This is a genomic window from Streptomyces griseoruber (assembly GCF_001514205.1).
GTDB classification, from domain to species: domain Bacteria; phylum Actinomycetota; class Actinomycetes; order Streptomycetales; family Streptomycetaceae; genus Streptomyces; species Streptomyces griseoruber.
Map to the genome: position 1 here is coordinate 166,585 of NZ_KQ948782.1, position 23,990 is coordinate 190,574.

The window sequence follows — 23,990 nt, forward strand, 5'->3', positions numbered from 1 at the left end:
GACGAGCGCCGATCCCCCGCGGGACACGGCCAAGACGAGAAACGGAAGGACACGACTGCCGTGACGGCGACCGAATCCGAGACACGCGGCACCGGCGCGCTCACCGCCCTGGTGCGCAAGGCCTGGGCCGACGCGCTCGGGCACGACGAATTCACCGACGAGGACCACTTCTTCCAGGTCGGCGGCCACTCCCTGGGCGCCCTGCACGTGGTCAGGGACCTGGGCGCGGAGCTGGACCGGAAGATCCCGGTGCGCACCCTCTTCCGCAACCCCACGGTGCGCGAGCTGGCCGAGACGCTGGCGGCCGAGGCGTGAGCGGCCCCACGGCGGGGCTGCCGGTCTCGGCCGCCCAGACGGAGATCTGGCTCGCGGACCGCAGCGAGCCGGAGTCGGGCCGCTACAACGTACCGCTGGCCCTGGAGTTCCTCGGCGACCTCGACGTCCCGGCCCTGCGGGCGGCCCTCGCCGGCCTGCTGGTGCGACGGCCCGCGCTGGCAGGTCGCTTCGACACCGACGACGGCGAACTCCGGTTCCGCCCGGAGCCGGCGGCGCCGCTTCCGCTGAGCGTCGTACGGCGGTCCGGCTCGTGCCGCTCCGAAGCCGCGCGGGAGGAGGCGGTCCGGGCGGCGCAGCGTCCCCTGGACCTGAGCGGCGCGCCCCTGCTGCGGGCCGAGGCACTGCTCCACGACGACGGCGCCCTGGTCGTCCTGACGGTGCATCACATCGTGGCCGACGGGCGTACCTTGGACGTCCTCGCGGCCGACGTGCTCGCCGCCTACCGCACCCGTGCCGCCACCGCCGCCGGCTCCGGAGCCGCCACCGCCGCCACCGCCGCCACGGAAGCCACGGAAGCCACGGAAGCCACGGAAGCCACGGGAGCCGCAGCGGCCGCGGAAGCCGTGGCGCCCGGCCTCACCGGGCACGCACCGGCCGCCCACTGGCGGGACCTCCTCGCCGACGACCCCGTCGCCCTCGGCCCGCTGCCCGACCTGGTCCGGGCCGAGCAGCGGCTGCGGGGCACGGCCGGCTGGGTCAAGCGCACCCTGTCCCCGGAGCGCCTCACCGCCGTGCGCGAGGTCGCCGTCCGTCACTCCGTCTCGCCGGCCGTCGTGCTGCTGGCCGCGTGGAGCCTGCTGCTGCACGCCTGGTCCGGCGAGGGCGACGGTGTGCTGGGCATGCCCTTCGCGGGCCGTGACGAGCCGGGCAGCGAGGACGCGGTGGGGCTGTTCACCCGGGTGCTGCCGGTCCGCAGCCGCATGGCCGCCGACGACGAGTTCGGCGCCTACGCACAGCGGTTGGGCGAACAGGTCCTGGACTCCATGGAGGCGCTCGCCACCGACGGACCCCCGCCCCCGGCGGCGACTCCGCCGTACCGTGCGGTGTTCCTGCACCAGCCGCACACCGGCGGCGCCGAGGAGGTGCCCGGAGCCACCGTGCGCGTGGTGCACCTGGACACCGCCTCGGCGAAGTACGACCTCGCCCTGGCCGCCCTGGAGCACACCGACCGGCTGGAACTGCGCATCGACTACGACGCCGGCCTGTACACCGGGACCTCCGCCGCGTTGATGGCCCGTCAGCTCGACACGCTGCTGTCGGCCGCCGGGCGCCCGGGCGCCCGCTGCGGGGAACTGCTGGCCGCGCTGGCCGAAGCACCCGGAGGCGGCACCGAGGCCCCGGACGCCGAGGACACCGCCCCGCGGACCGGGGTGCCCGAACTGGTCCTGCGGGAGGCCCGCCGCGCACCCGACGCCGTCGCCGTCGTGCACGGCGAGCACACCCTCACCTACCGCGCCCTCACCGAGAACGCCGCCCGCGCCGCGCACTGGCTCCGGTCCGAGGCCGGCGTCCGGGACGGGGACCTGGTCGCGCTGCTGCTGCGGCCCGGGACGCACACGATCACCGCGATGCTGGCCGTCGCCATGGCCGGAGCCGCGTATCTGCCGCTCGACCCCGACCACCCCGAGGCCCGGCTGCGCCTGGTCCTGGACGACGCCCGCCCCCGGCTGCTCATCGCCGAGACGGACGGAACGGCAGGGGTGCCGGACGGCCTGCCCGTCCACACCCCGCAGGCCATCGCCCGCGCGGCAGCGGTCCTCCCCACCACGCCGCCCGCCGTCGACATCCGGCCCTCCGGCGTGTTCAACGTCCTCTACACCTCGGGCTCCACCGGCCGTCCCAAGGGCGTCCTGCTGCACCACGGCGGCGTGGCGCGCCTGATGCACCGGCCCGACTTCCTGCCGCTCGGACCCGACGACACCGTCTCCCACCTCTCCCCGCTCAACTTCGACGGCGCGACCTACGAGATCTGGGGCGCCCTCACGCACGGCGCCCGGCTGGCCGTCCTCGACAAGGAACTCGTCCTCGACCCGCCCGCCCTGCGCACCGCCCTGCGCGACCTGGGCGTGACGACCCTGCTGGTCACCACCCCGCTGCTCAACCGCCTGATCGAGGACGCACCCGACCTCCTCCAGACACTGCGCCGGGTGTACTTCGGCGGCGAACTGGTCTCCGTACCGCATCTGCGCAAGGCGCTGCGCTGGGCCCGTCCCGGCACCCTGCTGCACAGCTACGGCCCCACGGAGAACTCCTTCACCTCCACCTGGTTCCCCGTCGAGGAGGTGCCCGAGGCCGCCCGCACCCTGTCCATCGGCGCCCCGGTCCCCGGCACCCGCGCCCACGTCGTCTTCGAGGACACCCTCGTCCCCGCGCCGCCGTACATGCCCGGCGAACTCGTCCTCGGCGGCAGCGGTGTCGCCCTCGGCTACCTCGGCGACCCCGCCCGCACCGCCGAGCGGTTCTGGGCCGACCCGTTCGGCGTCGAGCCGGGCGGCAGGCTCTACCGCACCGGCGACCGGGTGCGGTGGACCGCCGACGGCCGGCTGGAGTTCATCGGGCGGGCCGACAACCAGATCAAGATCCGCAGCCAGCGGGTCGAGCTGGGCGAGGTCGAGTCCGCCCTGCGCGCCCACCCCGACGTCACCGCGGCCTTCGTCACCAGCCGCCGCAACGCGCGGGACGAGAAGGAGATCGTCGGCTACGCGGTGCTCGCCCGCCCCGGCGACCGGCCGGAGGTCCTGCGGCACCTGCGGGCGAGCCTGCCGGCGTACGCCGTCCCCTCCCACCTGATCGTCCTCGACGCACTCCCGCTCACCCCCAACGGCAAGATCGACCGCCGCCGCCTGCCCGGCCCCGAGGACACCCCGGCGCCGGCCCGGCCCGAGACCCGCGCCGCCACCGCCCCCGCGCCGGGCCCCGGTGACACCGTCCACGACGCGTGGCGGGAGGTGCTGGGCGAGCGGGACTTCGGCCCCGACGACAACTTCTTCGACGTCGGCGGACACTCGCTCCTCCTGGTCCGGCTCCAGGCGGCACTGCGCCGCACCACCGGGACCAGGCCCTCCATCGCCGATCTGCTGCGCCACACCACCGTCCGGTCGCAGACCCGGCTGCTCGGCGGCGACGGAAGCGACGGCCCACGCCCGGCCGCCCCCCGCCGCACGGGCTTCGCCGTGCCGACCGGGGCGGACGAGGACGCCGTCGCCGTCATCGGCATGGGCGCGCGGTTCGCCGGCGCGGCCGACCTGGCCGCCTTCTGGGACAACCTGCGCACCGGACGGGACTGCTTCACCGAGGGACCCGGACCGCTCGTCACCGAACTGCCCGACGGGCAGCGGCGGGTGGCGCGCTGGGGCATGGCCGCCGAGGGCGCACGCTACGACGCCGACCTCCTCGGCTTCGGCGAGGACGACCTGCGCCACGGCGACCCCCAGCAGGGAGTACTGCACGAGGTCCTGTGGTCGGCCGTGGAGGACGCCTCCCTGCGCCTGTCCGACATCGCCTCCCGCACCAGCCTCTACGCCGGCTGCCCCAAGGTCCTCGACACCGACCCCGAGGCCCGGGTGGACGACGTCGTCAACGCCGACCCCACCTTCGTCGCCTCCCGCTTCGCCTATCTGCACGACCTGTGGGGCGAGGCCCTGCTGCTCGACACCGCCTGCTCCACCGGCCTGTACGCGGTCCACCTCGCCTGCCGCAGCCTGCTCACCGGCAGCAGCGACTACGCCCTCGCCGGCGCGGTCTCCCTCGACCCGGCCTCCGACGGCAGCTACCGCTACCGTCCGGGCTTCCTCTACGCCGACGACGGCATGTGCCGGCCCTTCGACCGGCGCGCCTCCGGGACCGTGGGCGGTTTCGGCGCCGGAGCGGTGCTGCTGCGCCGTCTCGCCGACGCCGAACGCGACGGGGACCCGGTGTACGCGGTGATCCGGGGGAGCGCGGTCAACAACGACGGCAAAGCACGCATCGGCTACTCGGCACCCGGTGTCGAGGGCCAGTCGCGGGTCATCCGTGACGCCCTGGCGGCCGCCGGAGTCAGCGGCGCCGACATCGGTTTCGTCGAGGCCCACGGCACCGGGACCCGGCTCGGCGACGCCATCGAGATCACGGCCCTCGCCGACGCCCTGGGCCGGTCGGGCCCGCCGGTGGCCGTCGGATCGGTCAAGGCCTCCATCGGGCACTGCAACACCGCCGCCGGGATCGCCGGATTCATCAAGGCCGTGCTCGCCGTCCACCACGGCCACCTGCCCGCCACCCCCAACGTCGCCGAGCCCATCGACGAGCTGGCCCCCGGCGGCCGGCTGTCCCTGCTGGGCGAGGGCCGCGCCTGGACCGGACGGGCCGACCGGCCGCGCACGGCCGGCGTCAGCGCCTTCGGGGTGGGCGGCACCAACGCCCACGTGGTGGTGCAGCAGCACCGGGCCGCTCCGGCGGCGGCCCTCCTCCCGCAGCCGGAAAGGGTGTGACCCACGGTGAACCGACCCCCGACCCCGACGGACCCCCTCCGGGTGCTGGCCGTGTCCGCCCGGGACCCCGAGTCCCTGGCCGAGACGCGCCGCCGTCTGGCGGCATGGCTGGAGAGCACGCCGGACGCCGGCCTCGACGACGTCGCCCTGACGCTGTGGACCGGCCGGGAACGCTTCCCCTGCCGGGACGCCGTCACCGCCCGCTCGGCCGCCGAGGCCGTCGCCGCCCTGCTGACGGGCCCCACCACAACCCCCTCGCCCGTGCGGGCCCCGGGCGGCGGACCCCTGCTGCTGCTCGACGGCACGGCGTCGGCCCTGGCGCCGGTGGACCTGCCCGAGGTGGCCGACGCCCTGCGGCTCGCCCGCGAACACGCCGACTGCGCGGCCGCCCGTACCGTCGCCGTCCTCCACGGCCTGGTGACCTGGCTGCGCGCTCGCGGTGTGACCCCGTGCGCCATACGGGGCACGGGTCCCGGCGCCCTCGCCGCCGCCGCGGCACGCGGCGACCTCCCCCTGACCGACGCCCTCCTCGCCGCGGCGACGGGCACCCCGGCCACCGGCGAGCAACTCCCGGAGGAGCACGCCGACACCCCGATCGTCCGCATCGGCACACCCCACCCGGACGCGACCGACGCGCTCGTCCTCGACCCGGCCGACGGCGCGTCCCCCGCGCGGCTGCTCGCCGCCCTGTGGCGGCAGGGCTACGACGTCGACACCTCGCTCGGCCGCCCCGGGCGCCGGGTCCGGCTGCCCGGCCATCCGTTCCGGCGCCGCGAACCCGGCGGGTCCGCTCCGGCCGACGCGTCCGCGACGCGCGCTCTCACGCCGTACGAACAGCGCTGGCTGTTCTACGACCTGGTCCGGCACGGCTCCTCCGGTGACCACAACGCGGCCGTCGCGGCCGTCGTCCCCGGACCGCCCCCCGCGCCGGACGCCCTCAGCGCCGCCTTCACCGAACTCCAGCACCGGCACCCGGCCCTGCGCACCGTCTTCGCCGAACCGGGCGGCCGATGGCGAGCCCGCACCCTGCCCACCCCGCAAGCCCGGCCGGCCCACCTCGCCCCCGACCCGGACGGCGGCCCGCAAGCCCTGCGGACGGCGGTCCTGGACCAGGCACGACAGCCGCTGCGGCTGCGCGACTCGCCCCTGGTGCGCTGCTGTCTGCGCGCCGGACCCGCCCACTGGGCGCTGGCGCTGGCCGTCTACGAACCGCTCACCGCCACGCTCGACCTCCGGCAGCTGCTCGACGAACTCCTCGGCCTGGCCCAGACCGACGCCGCCCCGCGACCCTCCTTCGCCCGACACGGAACGGAATCACGATGACGCTCCTGCACACCCCGCCGCACACGCTGCCCGCCGACTGGTACGGCGCCGCGCCCGCCCCGATCGGTGTCGACCAGGCCTTCAACGGCTATGTCGCCGCCACCGTCGTGCACACCCTCGACCGGCTCGGCGTCTGGGACCTGCTGGCCGCCGACCCCCGCCTGGACATCGCCGGCTTCGTGCGCTCCGCCGGGCCCGCCGTCCGCGACCGCGTCGTCCGCGAGGTCCTGCGCGCCGCCGCCGTCTGCGGCTGGCTGCGGCTGGAGGACGGCGGCGACACGGCCGTCCTCACCGACGCCGGACGCGAGACGCTCCGGATGCGCGGCTACTTCACCTGGGCCGTCGGCGGCTACAGCGACCTCTTCTCCGGTGCCGCCCGGCTGGCCACCGGCGAGGCCACCTTCGGCGAGACCCTGCTGCGCGACGAGGCGATGGTCGCCCTCGGCTCCGGCCAGAACGACCGCTCCTTCATGTCCACCACCCTCGACGAGGTCCTCGACGGCATCGACTTCCACACCCTCGCCGACCTGGGCAGCGGCATCTCCGCCCGGGTCAGCCGGGTCGTCGGCGCCCGCCCCGGCACCCGCGGCCTCGGCCTGGACATCAGCGGCCCCGCCACCGAACTCGGCCACCGCACCATCGCCGAGGCCGGCCTGACGGACCGGGTCCGGGCGATCCGCACCGACGTGCTCGACGTGTGCCACCGCGAGGCCCACCGTGACGCCATCGCCGAGGTGGACACGGTGATGAGCTTCTTCCTGCTGCACGACCTGCTCGCCGACCCCGGGACCCGCCCCCAGCTGTTCACCCGGCTGCGCGAGGCGTTCCCGGCCGCCCGGACCTTCGTCCTCGCCGACACCATGCTCCGCCCCGACGCCGAGGGCTCCGCCACCCTGCCGGTGTTCTCCCTCGGCTACGAACTCGCCCACGCCCTCATGGGCGTACCGCTGCACACCAAGGAGACGTACGAGGAGCTGTTCGCCGCCGCCGGACTGCACCCGGTCCGCACGGTCCCGTTCGGCACCCCGCACTCGTGGCTGTACGTCCTGGAGGCGCGGTGAGCGCCCACCCCCTCGCGGTCCTGCGGGAGTTCTCCCCGCGCACCCGGGCCGTGCTGGCCGTCAACGCGGTCAACTCCTTCGGCGGCGGCCTGGTCCTGCCGTTCCTCTGGATCTACCTGGACCAGGTCCGCGGCCTCGCGTCCTGGATCCCCGCCGCCACCCTCGCCGTACAGGCCGCCACCTCCGTCGTCGGCGGCCTCGCCTGGGGCGCGGTCCTGGACCGCCTCGCGCCCCGTACCGTCGTCGGCCTGGTGATGTGCGTCGCGGGCCTGGGCACCGGCCTGTACGCCTTCGTCACCTCGGCCCCGACCGCGCTCACCGCCGCCGTGGTCTACGGGCTCGGCATCAGCGGGGTCGGCACCGTCCTGCGCTATCTGTACGCCGGTGCCGCCACGGCCCGGGAGCGCGGGCTCGCCTTCTCCGCCGACTACGCGGTGTTCAACGCGATGACCGGGCTCGGCGTGCTCGTGGGCGGCCTGGTCGCCGCCTCCGGACCGGGGTCCCGCGCGGCCCGCTTCGCGGCGCTCTACGTCGCCGACGGCCTCACCTTCCTGGCCGCCGGCGCCGCCCTCCTCCTGCTGCTCCCGCGCATCGGGCGCGGCGGCGACCGCGAGCCGTCGGCGCAGGGGCCGGTCGGCTACCGCGAGGTGCTGGGACAACGGGCTCTCGCGGTGCTGCTGGGCACGGTCGCGCTGTGCTCGCTGGTGTCGTACGGGCAGCTCAGGTCGGGGCTGCCCGGCTATCTCACGGCCGGCGGAGCGGTCGGCCCGGAGGGACTGTCCGGCACCTTCGCGGTGAACATCGTCGCCGCCGTGCTCACCCAGGTCGTCCTCGGTGAACGGATCCAGCGGGTGCGCCGCAGCACCGTGCTGTCCCTCACCGGCGTCCTGTGGGCGGCGGCCTGGTCCCTCGTCCTGGTCGCGGGCCGCCAGCACGGCACCCCGGCGACCGTCACGGCCATGGCCGGGGTGCTGCTGCTGTCCGTGGGGGAGGCCCTGGTGTTCCCCGTGGTCACCGGGCTGCTCAACGACCTCGCCGACGAACGCGCCCGGGGCCGGGTCAACGCCATGCTGTCCGTCGCCGTCTCCACCGGCTCGGTGGCCGGTCCCCTCCTCGCCGGAGCCACGCTGCCGCTCGCCGACGGCCTCCCGCTGGTCGTCGCCCTGGTCGCCGCCTGCGCCGCGGTCGCCCTCGTGGGACCCGCCCTGCGCCGCACCCTGCCGGCCGCCGCCGACCTGCCCGACCCGGCGCCGGAAACCGAAGAACCCGCGACCGCCGCCCCCGCCCCCGCCGCCGGCGACTCCCAGGAGAGGAACCCGTCATGCAGCACTGGCCGCTGAGCGGTATCACCGTGCGCACCCCGCTCGTCGAGCTGCGCTGCCCCACCCCGCGGGACCTCGACGCGCTCGCCGCACTGGGCGCCGAGGGCGTGCACGCCCCCGGGTTCATGCCCTTCTTCTCCCAATGGACCGACGGCGACCCGGCCACCGTCGCCCGCCGGGTCCTCCAGCGCCACTGGAAGGCCATGGCCGACTGGAGCCCCGAGGACTGGACGCTCTACCTGGTGGTCGTGCACGACGGCGAGGTGGTCGGCTCCCAGTCCCTGGGCGCACGCGACTTCACCGTGACCCGCGAGGTGCTCCTGACCTCCTGGCTGGGCCTGCGCCACCAGGGCCTCGGCCTCGGCGGCCACGCGCGCGCCGCCGTCCTCGAACTGGCCTTCGCCGGACTGGGAGCGCAGGACGCCCTCTCCGTCGTACGGCGGGAGAACACGGCCTCGCAGGCCGTGTGCCGCAAGTTCGGCTTCGCCCACGACGGCACCCAGACCAACGCCGTACGCGGACAGCGCGCCGTCAGCGACCGCTACCGGCTGCGCCGCGCCGACTGGGAGGCGGCCCGCGTCGTTCCCGCCGAGATCGGCGGCCTGGAGCCGGCGCTCGGCATGTTCGGCGCCGAGCCCGGCACCCGCCCACCCGCGTCGACCGCGCTCGCGGCCACCCTCTCCGGCGTGCGGTACGCGCCCGACCCCGACCACGCCGACGCCTGAGGAAACCGGCCATGCCACGCCCCGTCATCGCCGTCGTCTACGACTTCGGCTCCGTCGCCCCCGCGGACGTCGTGGACCGTCTCGCACCGCTCGGCGACGTCCTCCTCGCCGTGTGCCGCTCGGCGCACACCGAGCGACTCGCCCCACTGCTGGCCGATTTGGCGCCGGTCGTGCCGGTCGACGAGGATCTCGAAGAGGCCGCCGCGCTCCTTCGGGAGCACCGCCCCGACGCCCTGCTCACCTTCAGCGAGCGCCGACTCGCAACGACGGCCGAACTGGCCGCGCGGCTCGGGCTGCCCTACCACGACACCGCCACCGTACGACTGCTGACGGACAAGTACGCGCAGCGGCGAAGGCTCCGTGAGCGGGGCGTCGACCCGGTGCGGTCCCGGCTGCTGCGCACCCCGGACGACTGGGCGCCCGCGCTCGCCGCGGTGGGGCTGCCCGCCGTCCTCAAGCCGGCCTGCGGCGAGGGCAGTCGCAGCACCCACCTGGTGCGGGACGCCGGCACCGGCGCCGCGCTCGCCGCCGCGCTGCTCACCGGCCCGGACCGGGAGACGGCCCTCGTCCTGGAGGAGTATCTGGCCGGCGTCGACCGCACCCCGTTCGGTGACCACGTCTCCGTGGAGAGCGCGGTGGCGGACGGCCGGGTCACGCACTGGGCGGTCACCGGCAAGTTCCCGCTCGCCCCGCCGTTCCGCGAGGTCGGCCACTACTGGCCGGCGCCGCTCGCCGACGCCGAACGGGCGGCGGTGCTCGATCTGGCGGGCCGCGCGGTCGAGGCACTCGGCCTGCGCACCGGCGTCACCCACACCGAGATCAAACTGACCGCCCGGGGACCCCGGTTGATCGAGGTCAACGGCAGGCTGGGCGGCTTCCAGAGCGGCCTGGGCCGACTGGCGGGCGGACTGGACCCGGTGGCGCTGGCGGGGCATCTCGCGCTGGGCGGTGCCGCCCCCCGGACGGGGGCGCCGCAGGAGCGGGTGGTGTACGCCCGTGCGGTGCCGACCCCCGCCGAGGGCGGCCTGCTCACCGGCGTGCACGGGGTCGCCGACGCGCTCGCCCTGCCCGGCCTCGACGGCTACGAGACCCGGGTACAGCCCGGCACCCTCGTGCAACCCGGCGTCGGCACCGGTGAGTTGGCCGTGCTCTGGGGTACGGCCGACGACCACCGCGCGATGGTCGCCGTACTCGACCGGGCCCTCGACGCCCTCACCTACACCTTCGCCGACGGCCGCACCCTGCGCGCCCGCGACCTGGCGGCGCCGGCCCGGCCCGCCCCGCTCGACCGATGAAGGCGCCCCCTCGACCGATGAAGGCGCCCACCGACCGATGAAAGGCCCCCGTATGACCACCGAGACGCCGACTCCCGCCTCCCGTACGGCGGTTGCCGAGATCCGCACGGACATCCCGCAGTTCCTGCCGGTGGCCGGACATCACGCACCGGCGCCCTTCTACCTCACCGCCGACATGTTCGGAGGCGTCCCCGTCGAGCTGGCCGGCGGCCCCATCGACCACCTGGTCGGCAGGCCGGTCGCCGATCCGCACCGCCACGAGGTCGACGAGATCTACTTCCTGGTCTCGCCCCACCCCGGCGGCGCCCGCATCGAGGTCCTCGTCGACGGCGACCGGCACGAGCTGACCTCACCCGCCCTGCTGCGCGTCCCCGCCGGGGCCGAGCACCGCTTCCTCACCCTGGAGGCAGAGCCCGGCAGCTACTGCTTCGGCCTTCTGCTCGGCGGTGCGCGGTGACCGCCCCCGCCGTCCCGCGCACCCCGACCGGGGCGCCCGTCCGCCTCCACCTCAGCGAGAGCCCCTTCGGCCCCAGCCCGCACGCCCTGCGCGCCGCCCACGCGGCCGTCGACGCCACCGGGACCTACCCCGACCCCGCCCGCACCGCACCCGCGGAGGCCCTCGCCGAGTTGCTGGGCGTGGGCCCGGACCAGATCGCCGTCGCCAACGGCAGCGACGAACTGGTCCTGCTCACCGCACTGTGCCTGGGCGACCGCCGACGCCCCGGGGTCACCACCGCGGGCACCTTCCCCGGCTACCGGATCTGTCTGGAGAACGTCCGCCGCGGCTGCCGCGAGGTCCCCATGGGCGACCTCGCCGCCCTCGCGGACGCCTTCGACGGGGCCGGTGTGGTGTACGTGTGCAACCCGCACAACCCGACCGGGGGCGCCCTCGACCGCGCCGCGTTCGACCTCCTCGTCGAGCGGGCGGCCGCCACCGGCACGCCCCTGGTGGTGGACGAGGCCTATCTGGACTTCGCCCCGCCCGGCACCCCCCAGGTCCTCGACCACCTCGGCACCGGCGCACCCCTGCTCGCCCTGCGCACCTTCTCCAAGGCGCACGGGCTGGCCGGGCTGCGCATCGGCTACGCCGTGGGCAGCGCCGACCTCGTGGGGCGGCTGCGGGAGGTGCAGGGCAGCATGCCGTTCAGCGTCAACCGGGCCGCCCAGGCCGCCGCCGTGGCCGCGCTCGCCGACCGCGGCCACCTGGAGCGGGTACGGCAGGGCAACGCCGCCGCCCGCGAACGGTTCCGGGCCGACCTGGCCGCCCGGGGGCGCCGCGCGCTGCCGTCGGTGACCAACTTCCTCGCCGTGCCGGTGCCCGACTCCGCACGGGCCGAACGGCTGCTGGAACGCGACCACGGCATCCTCGTCCGCGACGCGGGCCGCTTCGGCCTCGACGGGCATCTGCGCGTCTCCGTCGGCGCGCCCGCCGCCCTCGCCCGGCTCCTCGACGCCCTCGACGTCGTCGCCCCTGTTGCCCTTGTCGATGGGACACCCGCCCACCCCGGCACCGGCTGACCGGGCGCCCACCCGGACCCGATCCACCGGCGGCGCACGGCCCTGACCGTCCGCCCCGCTCCAAGACCCCACCCGCCGCCCACGGCCGGGAGAAACCGAGGCACCCCGTGAGAACCGCACCCCCGCCGGCCGCGCCCCCCACCCGGGAGACGGCCGGTGCGCTCGCCCAGCCGTACGGCTACCGACGGCACGAGGCCGTCGAGCCCGACTGGCGGCGCTTCCCGGCCTGGCGGCAGGTCACCCCCGCCGAGTGGCGCGACCCGCAGTGGCAGCGCGCCCACTGCGTCAAGGGCGTACGGCAGTTGCGCGAGGTGGCCGGGACCGGTCTCGACGACGCGTTCTACGAGGACCTCGCGGCCGACCAACGGCAGTTCGCGACCATGCCGATCCTGCTCACCCCCCATGTCCTGAACACCATCGCCCCCCTGTCGGCCCCGGACACCACCGCCTGGTACGCCGACCCCGTCCGCCGCTACATGCTGCCCGTCGCCAGCGACCGCCACCCCCGCTGGCCCAGTCACCCGCTCGCCTCCCGGGACTCCCTGCACGAGGCCGAGATGTGGGTCGTCGAGGGCCTCACCCACCGCTATCCGACCAAGGTGCTCGCCGAACTCGTCACCACCTGCCCGCAGTACTGCGGGCACTGCACCCGCATGGACCTGGTCGGCACCTCCACCCCGCAGATCGACAAATACCGGTTCGTCCTGCGCCCGGCGGACCGCCTCGACCGGATGATCGCCTATCTGCGCGCCACCCCGACCGTGCGGGACGTCGTGGTCTCCGGCGGCGACGTCGCCAACGTGCCCTGGCCCAGGCTGCGTTCCTTCGTGGACCGGCTCCTGGACCTGGACAACATCCGGGACATCCGGCTCGCCAGCAAGGGCCTGGTCGGACTGCCCCAGCACTGGCTCGCCCCCGACGTCCTCGACGGCATGGCCCAGCTCGCCGCCAAGGCCTCCGCGCGCGGCGTCGGCCTCGCCATGCACACCCACGCCAACAACGTCCAGCAGATCACCCCGCTGGTCGCCGAGGCCTCCCGCGCCCTGCTCGCCGCCGGACTGCGCGACGTACGCAACCAGGGTGTGCTCCTGCACGGCGTCAACCACACCCCCGAGGCCCTGCTCGACCTGTGCTTCGCCCTGCTCGACAGCGCGCAGATCATGCCGTACTACTTCTACCTCTGCGACATCGTGCCCGGCGCCGAGCACTGGCGGCTGCCGCTGGCCGAGGCCCAGCGCCTCCAGCACGCCGTCATGGGCTATCTGCCCGGCTTCGCCACCCCCCGGCTGGTCTGCGACGTGCCCTACGTCGGCAAACGCTGGGTGCACCAGGCCGACGCCTACGACCGCGAACGGGGCATCTCCGACTGGTCGAAGAACTATCTGACCTCCGTCGAGCACGACGACCCCGAGGCGTTGCGCCGCACCCACCACTACTACGACCCCCTGCACACCCTGCCCGACGCCGGGCAGGCGTACTGGGCCCGGTGGCGGCCGGAGGAGGCCCGGTGAACGCCGGTGCGCGCAAGGAGAGTTCGCCTCTCGGACTGCACCGGGTGCTCGCCCCCGCCGGAGTGCTGCCGCAGGCCGCCGACCGGCTCGACCCCGACTCCCCGCTGCGCGAGGACGAGCTGCGCATCGACGTGGAGTACCTCAACCTCGACGCCGCGTCCTACCGGCAGCTCCACGAGGAGCACGGCGGCGACGGGGACGCGATACGGGACGCGGTGTGCCGGATCGTGCGCGAGCGCGGCAAGATGCACAACCCGGTCACCGGTTCCGGCGGCATGCTGATCGGCACGGTCGCCGAGGCCGGGCCGCGCACCCCGCTCGGGCTCAAGGCCGGCGACCGGGTGGCGAGCCTGGTCTCCCTCACCCTGACGCCTCTGACGCTGACCGACGGGCTGCGGGACTGGGACGGGCTGGGGGAGCGCGTACCGGCCCGCGGGCACGCCGTCCTCTTCGGGCGGTCGGTCGCCGCGGCCCTGCCCGCCGACCTGCCCGACGAGCTGTCCCTCGCGGTCCTCGACGTCTGCGGCGCGCCCGCGCTGACGGCCCGTACCGTCGCCGAGTACACCGCCCGCTCCGGCACCGCGCCCTCGGTGGCCGTGCTCGGCGCGGCCGGCAAGTCGGGCAGCCTGGCACTGGCGGCCGCCCGCCGCGCGGGTGCCGGACGGCTGGTGGGCGTCGTGCCCGACCACGCGGAGGAGGCCGCGCTCACCGCCTCCGGGCTGGCCGGCACGGTCCTGCGGGCCGACGCCCGCGACGCGGTCGCGCTGAGCGGGAAGCTCGACGGATGCGGCGGTCCCGTCGACATCACCGTCGTCTGCACCGACGTGTCCGGCTGCGAGCACGCGGCGGTGCTGGCGACCCGCGACGGCGGCACCGTCGTCTTCTTCTCGATGGCCACCTCGTTCCCCGCGGCCGCGCTCGGCGCCGAAGGGCTGCGCGCCGACGTCACCCTGCTCATCGGCAACGGCTACCAGCCCGGCCACGCCGAACAGGCCCTGGACCTGGTGCGCACCGAGCCGGGGGTGCGGGCACTGTTCGACCGCCGGCGCGCACCGGCCCGCGCCGCCGCCCGGCCGCCCGCCACCACCACCGGAAAGCTCGGCCTCGACCCCCGCCTGGTGCGCCGCGCCCGGGAGCTGGCCGTACGCGCCGGGCGCCCGGTGGTGGACCTGGCGCGCTCCCACACCACCGTGGCCGTCGAGCGGGCCGCGCTGCGGCTGGCCGGGCTCTCCGGCGCCGACGCCGAGGGCATCCCCTGGGCCAACCGGCTGGTGGACGCCGTACGCGACCAGGTCGGTCTGGAACACGGGGTGGCGCTGCCGGTCTGGCACGCGCTGCGCACCGGACCGAGCCGCGACCTCACCGAACTGGCCGCCCGTGCCACCGCCCGGGACGTGTCCTTCCGGCTCCCCGAGGGCGCCGCCGCCGAGCACGCCGTACGCGACGCCCGCCACGCCATGGCCGGGGGCCTCGCGGTCATCGACGGCCGCCGACGGGAACGCCGGCGCCTGATCGGGGAGTGGGGCGAGCCGCGCGGACCGCTCGTCTATCTGATCGTGGCCACCGGCGACATCCACGAGGACGTCCGCCAGGCCGTCGCGGCGGCCCGCGGCGGGGCCGACGTCATCGCCGTCATCCGCTCCACCGGCCAGTCGCTGCTCGACTACGTCCCCCACGGCGCCACCCGCGAGGGCTACGCGGGCACCTACGCCACCCAGGAGAACTTCCGGCTGATGCGCGCCGCCCTCGACGAGGTGTCGTCGCAACTCGGCCGCTATGTCCGCCTCACCAACTACGCCTCCGGACTGTGCATGCCGGAGATCGCCGTACTGGCCGGCCTGGAACGGCTCGACATGATGCTCAACGACTCGATGTACGGCATCCTCTTCCGCGACATCAACCCGCTGCGCACCTTCGTCGACCAGCGGTTCTCCCGCCAGCTCCACGCCCGCGCCGGCATCGTGATCAACACGGGCGAGGACAACTACCTCACCACCGCCGACGCGATGCAGGCGGCCCACACGGTCACCGCCAGCCAGCTCCTGAACGAGTACTTCGGCAAGGAGGCCGGACTCACCGACGCCCAGCTGGGCCTCGGGCACGCCTTCGAGATCGACCCGGACCTGCCCGACTCCTTCCGCATGGAGCTGGCGCACGCCCTGCTCGCCCGCGAACTGTTCCCCGACGCCCCCCTCAAGTGGATGCCGCCGACCCGCCACATGACCGGAGACGTCTTCCGCGGCTATCTGCTCAACGGGTTCTTCAACCTGGCCGGGGCGCTGACCCGGCAGAACATCCTGCTCGTCGGCATGATGACCGAGGCCGTCGTCACCCCGTTCCTCTCCGACCGCGACCTCGCGCTGCAGAACGTCCGCTATGTGATGGACGCCGCCGGCGCCCTGGAGGAGGACTTCCGGCCCGCCCCCGGCGGAGTCATCGCCCGGCGCGCGGACACCGTGCTGCGCGAGGCCGTCGACCTGCTGGAGGGACTGGACGGGCGCGGCCTGCTGGACGCCATCGCCGCGGGCACCTTCGGCGGGATGCGCCGCCCCGCCGACGGCGGCCGGGGCCGGGACGGGGTGGCCGAACGCGCCCCCGGCTACCGCAATCCCGCCATCGAACTGCTGGAGGGGTCCCCGGACCCCGGACCGGAAGGAGAAGACCGGCCATGAACACCCCCGCAGGGCCGCCGCCCGCGGTCCGTCCCTACGGCGACACCACCGACGACGGCATGGTGCAGCTGTCGTTCACCCTCCCCCTGCCGCACGGCCCCCTCGCCGAGGCGGCCGCCCTTCGGCTGGCCCGCCTCATGGGCATGGAACGCCCGCTGCTCGTCCACGCCCGGCCGGTGGGGGAGGAGTTCGCCTTCTTCGTCGTCTACGGCGCGGTCGTGCACCGGGTCGACCTGGACACCGTGGACGTCGTGGAACGGGAGTACCCGCTGCTGTCCGCCCAGGAGGTCGACGAGAGCGTCCACGAGGGCCTGGGCCGCGAACTCGTCGTGGTCGGCGCCTGTATCGGCACCGACGCCCACACCGTCGGCATCGACGCCATCCTCAACATCAAGGGCTTCGCCGGGCAGAAGGGTCTCGAGTACTACCACTCGATGCGCGTGGTCAACCTCGGCGCCCAGGTCGCGGTGGCCGACCTGGTGCGGCGGGCGGTGAGCGAACGCGCCGACGCCGTCCTGGTCTCCCAGGCCGTCACCCAGCGCGACGCGCACCTGACCAATGTGCGCGAACTCAGCGCCGAACTCGACGCGGCGTTCACCGGGCGCCGCCGGCCCCTGCTCGTGGTGGGCGGACCGCGCTTCGACCCGGCCATGGCCGCCGAACTGGGCGCCGACCGTGTCTTCGGACGCGGCACCACCCCCGACGACGTGGCCAGCTACCTCGCCCACGCCCTGGCCGGCGAGCGGGCCGCCGCCGCTGCGGACGACAGGAGTGCCGTATGAGGTCCCCACAGCCGCCCGCCGGGGACCGCCTCGACGCCCGGTTCCGCGCGATCGCCGCCCGCGAGCCGGACCGTACGGCGGTCACCGACGCCTCGGGCGCGGTCACCTACGGCCGGCTCGCCGAACAGGCCGACGCCGTCACCCGCGCCCTGCACGGCCGGATCGCCCCCGGTCAGCCCGTCGCCCTGCGCGCCGGGCGGACCCGGTACGCGCTCGCCGGACTCCTGGGCATCCTGGGCGCCGGCGCCTCCTATCTGCCGGTCGACCCCGGGTATCCGCAGGAGCGGCAGCGCTATCTGCTCGACGACTCGGGCACCCGTCTGGTCCTCACCGACGGTCCCCCGGCACCGGGCGAGACCGTGCTCGCGGAACCGGGACCGCTGGTCCTCACCTCGCGTCCGCCCGCCCCCGCCGCCCCCGCAGCCCCCGTCCTCCCATCGGACACCGCCTACACGATCTACACCTCCGGCTCCACGGGCGCGCCCAAGGGCTGCGTCGTCGGGCACGCGCAGGTGCTGGCCCTGCTGGACGCCGCGATCCCGCTGTTCGACGTCGGCGCCGACGACGTGTGGACACTGTTCCACTCCTGGAGCTTCGACTTCAGCGTCTGGGAGATCTGGGGCGCCCTGCTGTACGGCGGCCGCGCGGTGGTGGTCGACAAGGACACCGCCGCCGACCCGGACGCCTTCGCCGCCCTGCTGGCGGCCGAACGGGTCACCGTCCTCAACCAGGTGCCCTCCGCCTTCGGCAACCTCGTCACCGAGGCGGCGGCCGGCGGGGTGCGGCTGCCGGCCCTGCGCCATGTCGTCCTGGGCGGGGAGGCCCTCGTGCCCGACGACATCCGCCGCTGGTGGGCCGCGGGCACGGCACCCGCCGCGACCCTCACCAACATGTACGGCATCACGGAGACCACCGTGCATGTCACCCACTGCACGCTCACACCGGAGGTACTGCGCGAGGCCGGTCCCGGACGGACCCCGATCGGCAGGCCGCTGAGCCACCTGACCGTCGAACTGCGCGACGGGAAAGGCGAGTCGGTGGCACCGGGGCAACCCGGTGAGCTGTGGGTCGGCGGGGCGGGCGTGAGCCACGGCTACCTCGGCCGTCCCGCCCTCACCGCCGAACGGTTCACCGGGGGCCACTACCGCAGCGGCGACTGGGCCGTCGCCGACGCCGACGGCCGGCTGTACTACGCGGGACGGATGGACGGCCAGGTCAAGCTGCGCGGGTTCCGCGTCGAACTCGGCGAGATCGAAGCGGAGTTGCGCGCCCTGCCCGGTGTCGACGGGGCCGCCTGCCTGGTCGACGACAGCGGCCGTACGCCGGTGCTCGCCGCCTGTCTGGTCGCCGACCGTGACGTGCTCCCACCGCCTCTGGTACGCGAGCGGCTCGCCGGGCGGCTTCCCGCGCACCTCCTCCCGCAGCGGCTGCACTATCTCGACCGGCTGCCGCTCACCCCGCACGGCAAGCTGGACCGCGCGGCCCTGGTGGCCGCGTCCGGCGCCGGGCCGCGCGGGGGAGACCCCCGGATCCACGCAGAGCGAGGCGGTGACCACCGTGCCGGTTGAGTTCATCGGGATGATCGGGACCAAGGACTCCGAGGGCCGCCCCGACGGGCCCGCCGTCGACCCGGAGTTCACCCGGCGGTTCGCCCGGGTGCACGAGGAGGCCGGGTTCGACCGTGTCCTGATCGGCCACAGTTCCAGCTCGCCCGACGGCGCCCAGGTCGCCGCCCACGTGGCCGCGCACACCGAGCGCCTCGGGCTGCTGCTGGCCCACCGGCCGGGCATCCTCGCCCCCACCGCCGCCGCGCGGTCCTTCGCCACGCTCGACCACCTCAGCGGCGGTCGGCTCGCCGTCCATGTCATCTCCGGCGGGAACGACGCCGAACAGCGGCGCGACGGCGACCACCTGGCCAAGGACGACCGCTACGCCCGGACCGACGAGTTCCTGGACGTGGTCAAGCGGGCCTGGAGCGAACCGGAAGGGTTCGGGCACGAGGGCCGCTTCTACCGGTTCGACGACTTCCGCTCCGAGGTACGGCCGCTGCAACACCCGCGGATCCCGCTGTACTTCGGCGGATCCTCGGCAGCCGCCCACCGGGTCGGCGGCAAGCACGCCGATGTGTTCGCGCTGTGGGGCGAGCCGCTGGCCGGGACCGCCGAACAGATCGCGGCCGTACGGGCGGCGGCCCACGCGGCCGGACGCACCGCGCCGCCCAGGATCAGCGTGTCCTTCCGGCCGATCCTGGGGCGGACCGAGGAGGAGGCCTGGGAGCGGGCGCACGGGATCCTCGACGCCATCCGGCGGCGCGGCACGGCGGGGTCCTTCTTCGACCGCGCCCGGCCGCCCCTGCCGCTCGGACCCTCGGTGCACCCCGAGAACGCCGGCTCGCGGCGGCTGCTGGCGGCCGCGGCGCGGGGCGAGCGCCACGACCGGGCCCTGTGGACCGCGCCCGCGGCGGCCACCGGGGCGGCCGGCAACTCCACCGCGCTGGTGGGGACTCCGGAGACGGTGGCCCGGGCCCTGCTGGACTACCTGGACATCGGCGTGACGACGTTCCTGTTGCGCGGCTACCAACCGCTGCGGGACGCCGCGGAGTTCGGCCGCACGCTGCTGCCACTGGTACGGCAGGAGGCCGAGCGGCGCGAGCGGGCCGGGGCGGCAGCCGGCTGAGCGGTTCACGCCCCGAGGGGCACGGCACGACGGCGGAGGGCGCCGGCGGGATCATCCGCCGGCGCCCTCCGCCGTCATGGGGAAGCAGCTCTACGCCTGGGCCAGGCCGAGGTCGAGGCGCCGGGAGACCTGGAGCGCCAGCACCATCAGATGTGCCCGGTTGCTGACTCCCGCCTTTCCCCGGATTCTGCGCAGATAGGTGTCCACGGTGTGCGGACTGAGATTCATTCTGCGCGCGATGGAGGAATACGTGTGGCCCTCGGCGAGATAGCCGAGTACTTCGAGCTCACGGTCGCTGAGCTGCTTCACTATTTCGACGGTGAACGGACTCACAGGTGTGCCTTTCTTGGTGAAGACGAGGGCCTCGCGGCCGGGCCTTCGCCGGCTCGACGGTCAGGACTGCCGGGCGTGTCGCGCGCGCCGCCGCGCCGGACTCCGGCGGGGCGGGTTAAGGTGCGCCGTGATCGGGGGACGACACGGTGGGGGTGCGAGCCGAGTGGTGACCGTCTGCCCGATCCCGTCACGCCGTTCCCGGGGCTCGTCGAGCCGTGTGCGGACCGGCTCAGCTGCCCGAGCTGCCCCAGCCGCTGTCGCCGTCGGTGACGATGCCGGCCGCTTCGGTGACCACGTCGTTGGCGTACCGACCGCCCCAGCCGCTGTCGTCGTCGGTCTCCACCGTGCCGGCGAGCACGGAGTGCGTGGCCGTTCCGGGCGCGGGCGCCGACAGGGTGTGGGTCGCTCCCATAAGCGTGCCGAATGCGATGCACGCGAGGACGGACGCTGCGGCGGTGGCACGGAAGGATTTCATATGGGGCACTCCTGGTTCTGAATTCTTGAACGGAACCGGTAGTTCCGTGTATTCGATCTCCGGTGCCTCAAGACTTCCGTCCCGACGGGGTCATGGCCAGCGATCGAGGTGCTCACCAAGCTGCCCCGCAGCAAAGCGAACAGGGGATGTAATGGTTATACCTGAACAGAACCGGGCAATAGACCCGCCTGTACGGCTCAGTGACAGGGAGGTCGCCCTCTATCGATGGGTGGCGGCGAACGGACGCATGGACCCCGAGCGCGCGGCCCGCGAACTCGGCCTCAGCCGCGCGGAGGCGGAGGGCGCCGTCGTCTCCCTGACCGGACTCGGCCTGCTCAAGGCCGACTTAGACGACCCCGCGCGGCTGCGCCCGGTCGATCCGGACCTCGTGGCCGCCGTGGTGACCATCTCCATGGAGTCGGCGATCCGCACCCAGCAGACCGAACTGCACCGCGTCCGCGACCAGTTCGCCGATCTGCGCGGCCACTACCGGGACAGCCTCAGCCGCGGGTCGGTCGATCTGGAGGTGATCCCCGGAGTGGAGGAGGTGCGCGCCGCCCTGAACCGGGCCGCCGAGGAGTGCGCCGAGGAGATGCTCACCAGCCAGCCCGGCGGCAACCGGGTGCCCGCCGTCCTCCAGGAGGCGCTGGCCCGCGACACCGCGATGCTCTCCCGCGGGGTGCGGATGCGCACGCTCTACCACCACACCGCACGCTTCAACGGACCCAGCCAGGCCTATGTGGCCACCGTGTCCGCCCTCGGCGCCGAGTACCGCACCGCGCACGAGCTGTTCGGCCGGCTGATCGTCTTCGACCGCAAGGTGGCCTTCATCCCCGAACGCGGCGGCACCTGGGGCGCGGTGGTGATCCGGGAACCCTCGGTCGTCCACTACCTGTGCGAGGTGTTCGAGCAGGCGTGGACGCAGGCCGCGCCGTTCTCCGACGCCGCCGCCGACGGCCTCGAACTCGTCGCCAAGGACATCCACCGGACGATCGTCCGGCTGCTCGCGGCCGGCCTCAAGGACGAGAGCATCGCCCGCCGGATCGGCATGTCCCTGCGCACCGCGAGAAAACACATCGCGGACATCATGGAGACCCTCGGCGCCGAGAGCCGCTTCCAGGCGGGGGTTCTCGCGGCGCAGCAGGGCCTCCTCGACGACACCCCGGAGGCCGGCTCCGGCACGGGCCCGGCGGACTGAGTCCGCGCGCATCGCTGGGGGAACTCCCGGGACATCGCCGGGGCGGAGACGGGCCGCCGCCGGTTCGGTACCGTGATCCCGGGACTCCCGCAACTCCCTCCGTGTGCAGCAGAGTTCCTGCAAACCGCAGGTGCGGGCCGGAGCCACGGCACCGCTCGCCCTGCGGTCATGTGGCGGAAGAACAGGAGACCTGCCCTTCCCGGGATGTCCCGTGTACCACGTACGGGCCGTCCGCGCGTGAACCACGGCACGCGGGACGTTGCGGGTGCGATGCGGAGCGGAGCGGGACGTGGACTACGAAGGAGACCGGGGCCAGGGAAAATCCGGTCTGGAACTGTTCGTCAGGGATCTGGCCCTGTGCCTGTCGGTGCACCGCGACAGGGGGCCGGCCCTGGTGTGGCCGGACGGCGTCGACGCCGTGCTGGTCGACGGCGATCCGACGGAGGACGGCCACCCGCGGCGCGGGCGCGCGGACCCCGAACCGGCCGGCGTGGCCGCCGGGACGGACGCGCTCACCTCCGGCCTCGGTGAACTGCTGGCCTGCCGGGTCGGGAGCTCGTACCTGACGCTGGACCCCGGCACGCAGAGCGGCGGCAACACCGCGGCGACCGACCTCGTGCTGCTGCCCGTGCGCGGCAGCTGCGGTGGCCGCGTCGAACCCGCACCGCCCGGACGGGCCCGCGCCGTGCTGGACCGTCCCCTGGAACTGCGCCTGAGGGTGGGCGAAGCCCTCTACGTGCCGAGCGGTTTCGGCTACGAGCTCAACGAGGCGCACTCGCCGTGCACCCTGCTCGTCCTCGCGCTGCACCCGCCGATCTGGTGAGCCCGCGCACCGGCACCGGGAGCGTCCCGGTCACCGCTCGGGCCGGGTCTGCCGCCGGGCGAAGTGGATCAGGGGCTCCGCGCCCTCGTCCGTCGCCACGTGCACCACCTGGCCGACGACCAGGGTGTGGTCCCCCAGGGCCACGTACCGCGTGACACGGCACACCACCGCGGCCACCGCTCCGCCGAGCAGGGGAGCGCCGTACGCGCCGTCGTGGTCGACCCCGTCGAAACGCCGGGCCGCGGGCAGCTCCGCGAACCGGGCGGCCAGCGCGCGGAGCCGGTACGGCAGCACACTCACCCCGAAGCGTTCCGCGGCCCGGATGTGGCCCAGCGTTCCGCTGTCCGAGGCCAGCGACACGAGGAGGGTCGGCGGCCGGTCGGTCAGGGAGAGGACCGCGGTGGCCGTGCAGCCGACCGGGTCCGCTCCGTCATAGGCGGTCACCACGGTGACACTGCGGGCGAAGCGGGTCATCGCGGCGCGGAACGCGTCCGGCGGGACCGTGCCGGAGCCGCCCGGGGGAGCGACGGCGTCCTGGGTGGTCGCTGTCATGTGTCGGGTCCTGCCTTTCCGGGCGTGTGGTCTGTCGCGTGTACGGCACCACCACCGGCCCGCCCGGCCGGGCGGGCCGGTGGTCGGACGGGAGGCGGCGCCCTGGGGAGTGTGTCGAAAGCAGCGTCGTCCGCCCGCGGGCCAGACGGGACTTTCGACACCCGCCCTAGGCCGGGACGGAGGCGCGGGCGGCCGTACCGAACTCGGCGGTGGTCGCCCCCGCCGTCTCACCGCCGTCGACGACCAGCTCCTGGCCGGTCAGGAAGGCGGCCTCGGGCGAGGCCAGGTAGTGGAAGGCGGCCGCGATCTCCTCGGGGGAGGCGTGCCGGCCGGCCGGGATCCGGGCGTTGACGCCGGCCAGCATCTCGTCGGTGTACTCGGCGAGCTGCATGGGGGTCAGCACCGCCCCGGGGCTCACACAGGCCACGCGGATACGGGGGCTGAGCTCCAGGGCGAAGGTCTGGGTGAGGGCGATGATGCCGGCCTTGGTGGCGTTGTAGTCGGCGTAGTACGGGTAACCGCGGCGGCCGTTGACGGACGCGGTGGCCAGCAGCACCCCGCCGTCCCCGGTGGCCATCAGACGGGCGGCGGCGCGCCACATTCCCAGGGTGCCGAGGAGGTTCACGTCGACCACGCGGCGCGCGGCCTCCTCGGTGAGGTCGAGGACACCGTGACGGACACTGATGCCGGCGTTGGCGATGACGACGTCCAGGGAGTGGTCCCGGTGCACCCGGGCCAGGGCGTCCTCGACGGCCTGCCAGTCCGCGACGTCGCAGCGGACCCACGAGACCGGGCCGGCGGGCTCGTCCCGCGGCTCGGCGACGTCCAGGCTGACCACACGGTCACCCGCGCGCGCGAAGCGCTCGACGGTGGCCAGACCGATACCGCTGGAGCCACCGGACACGACGATGGTGCGCATGAT

At 74.8% G+C, this 23,990-nt stretch carries 20 protein-coding genes; 16 read left to right on the forward strand and 4 right to left on the reverse strand.

What is annotated here, in order from left to right:
* Window positions 1-60: 60 nt before the first annotated feature.
* The 14 genes from AQJ64_RS38380 (at window position 61) to AQJ64_RS38445 (ending at window position 19,687) form a co-directional block, all read left to right on the forward strand.
* On the forward strand, window positions 61-315 hold the full coding sequence (locus tag AQJ64_RS38380) for an acyl carrier protein (protein WP_055635877.1): 255 nt from the start codon (window positions 61-63) through the stop codon (window positions 313-315).
* Window positions 312-4,802, forward strand: coding sequence for a non-ribosomal peptide synthetase (locus tag AQJ64_RS38385; RefSeq protein ID WP_055635876.1), 4,491 nt, complete (start codon window positions 312-314; stop codon window positions 4,800-4,802). The genes AQJ64_RS38380 and AQJ64_RS38385 overlap by 4 nt, the downstream gene beginning before the upstream one ends.
* Before the next feature lie 6 nt (window positions 4,803-4,808).
* Window positions 4,809-6,125 carry a CurL C-terminal domain-containing protein gene (locus tag AQJ64_RS38390; RefSeq protein WP_107120643.1) on the forward strand — a complete coding sequence of 439 codons (1,317 nt, stop codon included), beginning with the start codon at window positions 4,809-4,811 and terminating at the stop codon, window positions 6,123-6,125.
* Window positions 6,122-7,186, forward strand: a complete 1,065-nt coding sequence (locus AQJ64_RS38395) for a methyltransferase (RefSeq protein WP_059203380.1) — start codon at window positions 6,122-6,124, stop codon at window positions 7,184-7,186. Before AQJ64_RS38390 ends, AQJ64_RS38395 begins: the two co-directional genes overlap by 4 nt.
* Window positions 7,183-8,526, forward strand: coding sequence for an MFS transporter (locus AQJ64_RS38400; RefSeq protein WP_059203381.1), 1,344 nt, complete (start codon window positions 7,183-7,185; stop codon window positions 8,524-8,526). The genes AQJ64_RS38395 and AQJ64_RS38400 overlap by 4 nt, the downstream gene beginning before the upstream one ends.
* Window positions 8,508-9,233 (forward strand): GNAT family N-acetyltransferase, encoded by a 726-nt coding sequence (locus tag AQJ64_RS38405; protein WP_059203382.1) that lies wholly within the window; start codon window positions 8,508-8,510, stop codon window positions 9,231-9,233. The genes AQJ64_RS38400 and AQJ64_RS38405 overlap by 19 nt, the downstream gene beginning before the upstream one ends.
* Before the next feature lie 11 nt (window positions 9,234-9,244).
* Entirely contained in the window at window positions 9,245-10,528 is a 1,284-nt protein-coding gene (locus tag AQJ64_RS38410) for an ATP-grasp domain-containing protein (protein ID WP_063788864.1), read from the forward strand.
* 52 nt (window positions 10,529-10,580) lie between these two features.
* Window positions 10,581-10,985 carry a cupin domain-containing protein gene (locus AQJ64_RS38415; protein ID WP_055638056.1) on the forward strand — a complete coding sequence of 135 codons (405 nt, stop codon included), beginning with the start codon at window positions 10,581-10,583 and terminating at the stop codon, window positions 10,983-10,985.
* Window positions 10,982-12,046 carry a pyridoxal phosphate-dependent aminotransferase gene (locus AQJ64_RS38420; protein ID WP_055638055.1) on the forward strand — a complete coding sequence of 355 codons (1,065 nt, stop codon included), beginning with the start codon at window positions 10,982-10,984 and terminating at the stop codon, window positions 12,044-12,046. The genes AQJ64_RS38415 and AQJ64_RS38420 overlap by 4 nt, the downstream gene beginning before the upstream one ends.
* Window positions 12,047-12,153: 107 nt before the next feature.
* On the forward strand, window positions 12,154-13,557 hold the full coding sequence (locus AQJ64_RS38425; RefSeq protein ID WP_059203383.1) for a KamA family radical SAM protein: 1,404 nt from the start codon (window positions 12,154-12,156) through the stop codon (window positions 13,555-13,557).
* Window positions 13,554-16,229 carry a lysine 5,6-aminomutase subunit alpha gene (gene kamD / locus AQJ64_RS50310; RefSeq protein ID WP_206189820.1) on the forward strand — a complete coding sequence of 892 codons (2,676 nt, stop codon included), beginning with the start codon at window positions 13,554-13,556 and terminating at the stop codon, window positions 16,227-16,229. Before AQJ64_RS38425 ends, kamD begins: the two co-directional genes overlap by 4 nt.
* On the forward strand, window positions 16,226-17,011 hold the full coding sequence (kamE, locus tag AQJ64_RS38435) for a lysine 5,6-aminomutase subunit beta (protein WP_055636811.1): 786 nt from the start codon (window positions 16,226-16,228) through the stop codon (window positions 17,009-17,011). The genes kamD and kamE overlap by 4 nt, the downstream gene beginning before the upstream one ends.
* Window positions 17,008-18,579 carry an amino acid adenylation domain-containing protein gene (locus AQJ64_RS38440; protein WP_059203384.1) on the forward strand — a complete coding sequence of 524 codons (1,572 nt, stop codon included), beginning with the start codon at window positions 17,008-17,010 and terminating at the stop codon, window positions 18,577-18,579. The genes kamE and AQJ64_RS38440 overlap by 4 nt, the downstream gene beginning before the upstream one ends.
* A complete protein-coding gene (locus AQJ64_RS38445) occupies window positions 18,569-19,687 on the forward strand; it encodes an LLM class flavin-dependent oxidoreductase (protein ID WP_055635575.1) in 1,119 nt (372 codons plus the stop codon). The genes AQJ64_RS38440 and AQJ64_RS38445 overlap by 11 nt, the downstream gene beginning before the upstream one ends.
* 90 nt (window positions 19,688-19,777) lie before the next feature.
* On the opposite strand, the gene AQJ64_RS38450 is transcribed toward AQJ64_RS38445, so the two are convergent.
* Together AQJ64_RS38450 and AQJ64_RS38455 are read right to left on the reverse strand one after the other, a co-directional pair.
* On the reverse strand, window positions 19,778-20,020 hold the full coding sequence (locus AQJ64_RS38450) for a response regulator transcription factor (RefSeq protein ID WP_055635571.1): 243 nt from the start codon (window positions 20,018-20,020) through the stop codon (window positions 19,778-19,780).
* Window positions 20,021-20,249: 229 nt separating this feature from the next.
* Entirely contained in the window at window positions 20,250-20,432 is a 183-nt protein-coding gene (locus AQJ64_RS38455; protein ID WP_159060334.1) for a hypothetical protein, read from the reverse strand.
* Between the two features lie 310 nt (window positions 20,433-20,742).
* Here AQJ64_RS38455 and AQJ64_RS38460 point away from each other — a divergent pair, with 310 nt between their 5' ends.
* Together AQJ64_RS38460 and AQJ64_RS38465 are read left to right on the forward strand one after the other, a co-directional pair.
* Complete coding sequence (locus AQJ64_RS38460; RefSeq protein ID WP_206189765.1) at window positions 20,743-21,693, forward strand: helix-turn-helix transcriptional regulator; 951 nt, start codon at window positions 20,743-20,745, stop codon at window positions 21,691-21,693.
* Between the two features lie 289 nt (window positions 21,694-21,982).
* Window positions 21,983-22,516: a hypothetical protein gene (locus tag AQJ64_RS38465; protein ID WP_055635568.1), complete on the forward strand. Its 534-nt coding sequence runs from the start codon at window positions 21,983-21,985 to the stop codon at window positions 22,514-22,516.
* Between the two features lie 30 nt (window positions 22,517-22,546).
* Here AQJ64_RS38465 and AQJ64_RS38470 read toward each other — a convergent pair whose 3' ends face one another.
* Both AQJ64_RS38470 and AQJ64_RS38475 read right to left on the reverse strand, forming a co-directional pair.
* The gene (locus tag AQJ64_RS38470; protein ID WP_055635567.1) at window positions 22,547-23,068 is read right to left on the reverse strand and encodes a flavin reductase family protein; all 522 of its coding nucleotides are present in this window, start codon (window positions 23,066-23,068) and stop codon (window positions 22,547-22,549) included.
* A gap of 166 nt (window positions 23,069-23,234) precedes the next feature.
* The gene (locus AQJ64_RS38475; RefSeq protein ID WP_055635566.1) at window positions 23,235-23,987 is read right to left on the reverse strand and encodes an SDR family NAD(P)-dependent oxidoreductase; all 753 of its coding nucleotides are present in this window, start codon (window positions 23,985-23,987) and stop codon (window positions 23,235-23,237) included.
* Window positions 23,988-23,990: the final 3 nt, after the last annotated feature.

Bases quoted from the DNA above. Each gene is read 5' to 3' on its own strand.
- AQJ64_RS38415 (WP_055638056.1), top strand. From the start codon at position 10,581: ATGACCACCGAGACGCCGACTCCCGCCTCCCGTACGGCGGTTGCCGAG.
- AQJ64_RS38395 (WP_059203380.1), top strand. From the start codon at position 6,122: ATGACGCTCCTGCACACCCCGCCGCACACGCTGCCCGCCGACTGGTAC.
- AQJ64_RS38460 (WP_206189765.1), top strand. From the start codon at position 20,743: ATGGACCCCGAGCGCGCGGCCCGCGAACTCGGCCTCAGCCGCGCGGAG.
- AQJ64_RS38405 (WP_059203382.1), top strand. From the start codon at position 8,508: ATGCAGCACTGGCCGCTGAGCGGTATCACCGTGCGCACCCCGCTCGTC.
- AQJ64_RS38410 (WP_063788864.1), top strand. From the start codon at position 9,245: ATGCCACGCCCCGTCATCGCCGTCGTCTACGACTTCGGCTCCGTCGCC.
- AQJ64_RS38475 (WP_055635566.1), bottom strand. From the start codon at position 23,987: ATGCGCACCATCGTCGTGTCCGGTGGCTCCAGCGGTATCGGTCTGGCC.
- AQJ64_RS38455 (WP_159060334.1), bottom strand. From the start codon at position 20,432: ATGGGAGCGACCCACACCCTGTCGGCGCCCGCGCCCGGAACGGCCACG.
- AQJ64_RS38440 (WP_059203384.1), top strand. From the start codon at position 17,008: ATGAGGTCCCCACAGCCGCCCGCCGGGGACCGCCTCGACGCCCGGTTC.
- AQJ64_RS38470 (WP_055635567.1), bottom strand. From the start codon at position 23,068: ATGACAGCGACCACCCAGGACGCCGTCGCTCCCCCGGGCGGCTCCGGC.
- kamE (WP_055636811.1), top strand. From the start codon at position 16,226: ATGAACACCCCCGCAGGGCCGCCGCCCGCGGTCCGTCCCTACGGCGAC.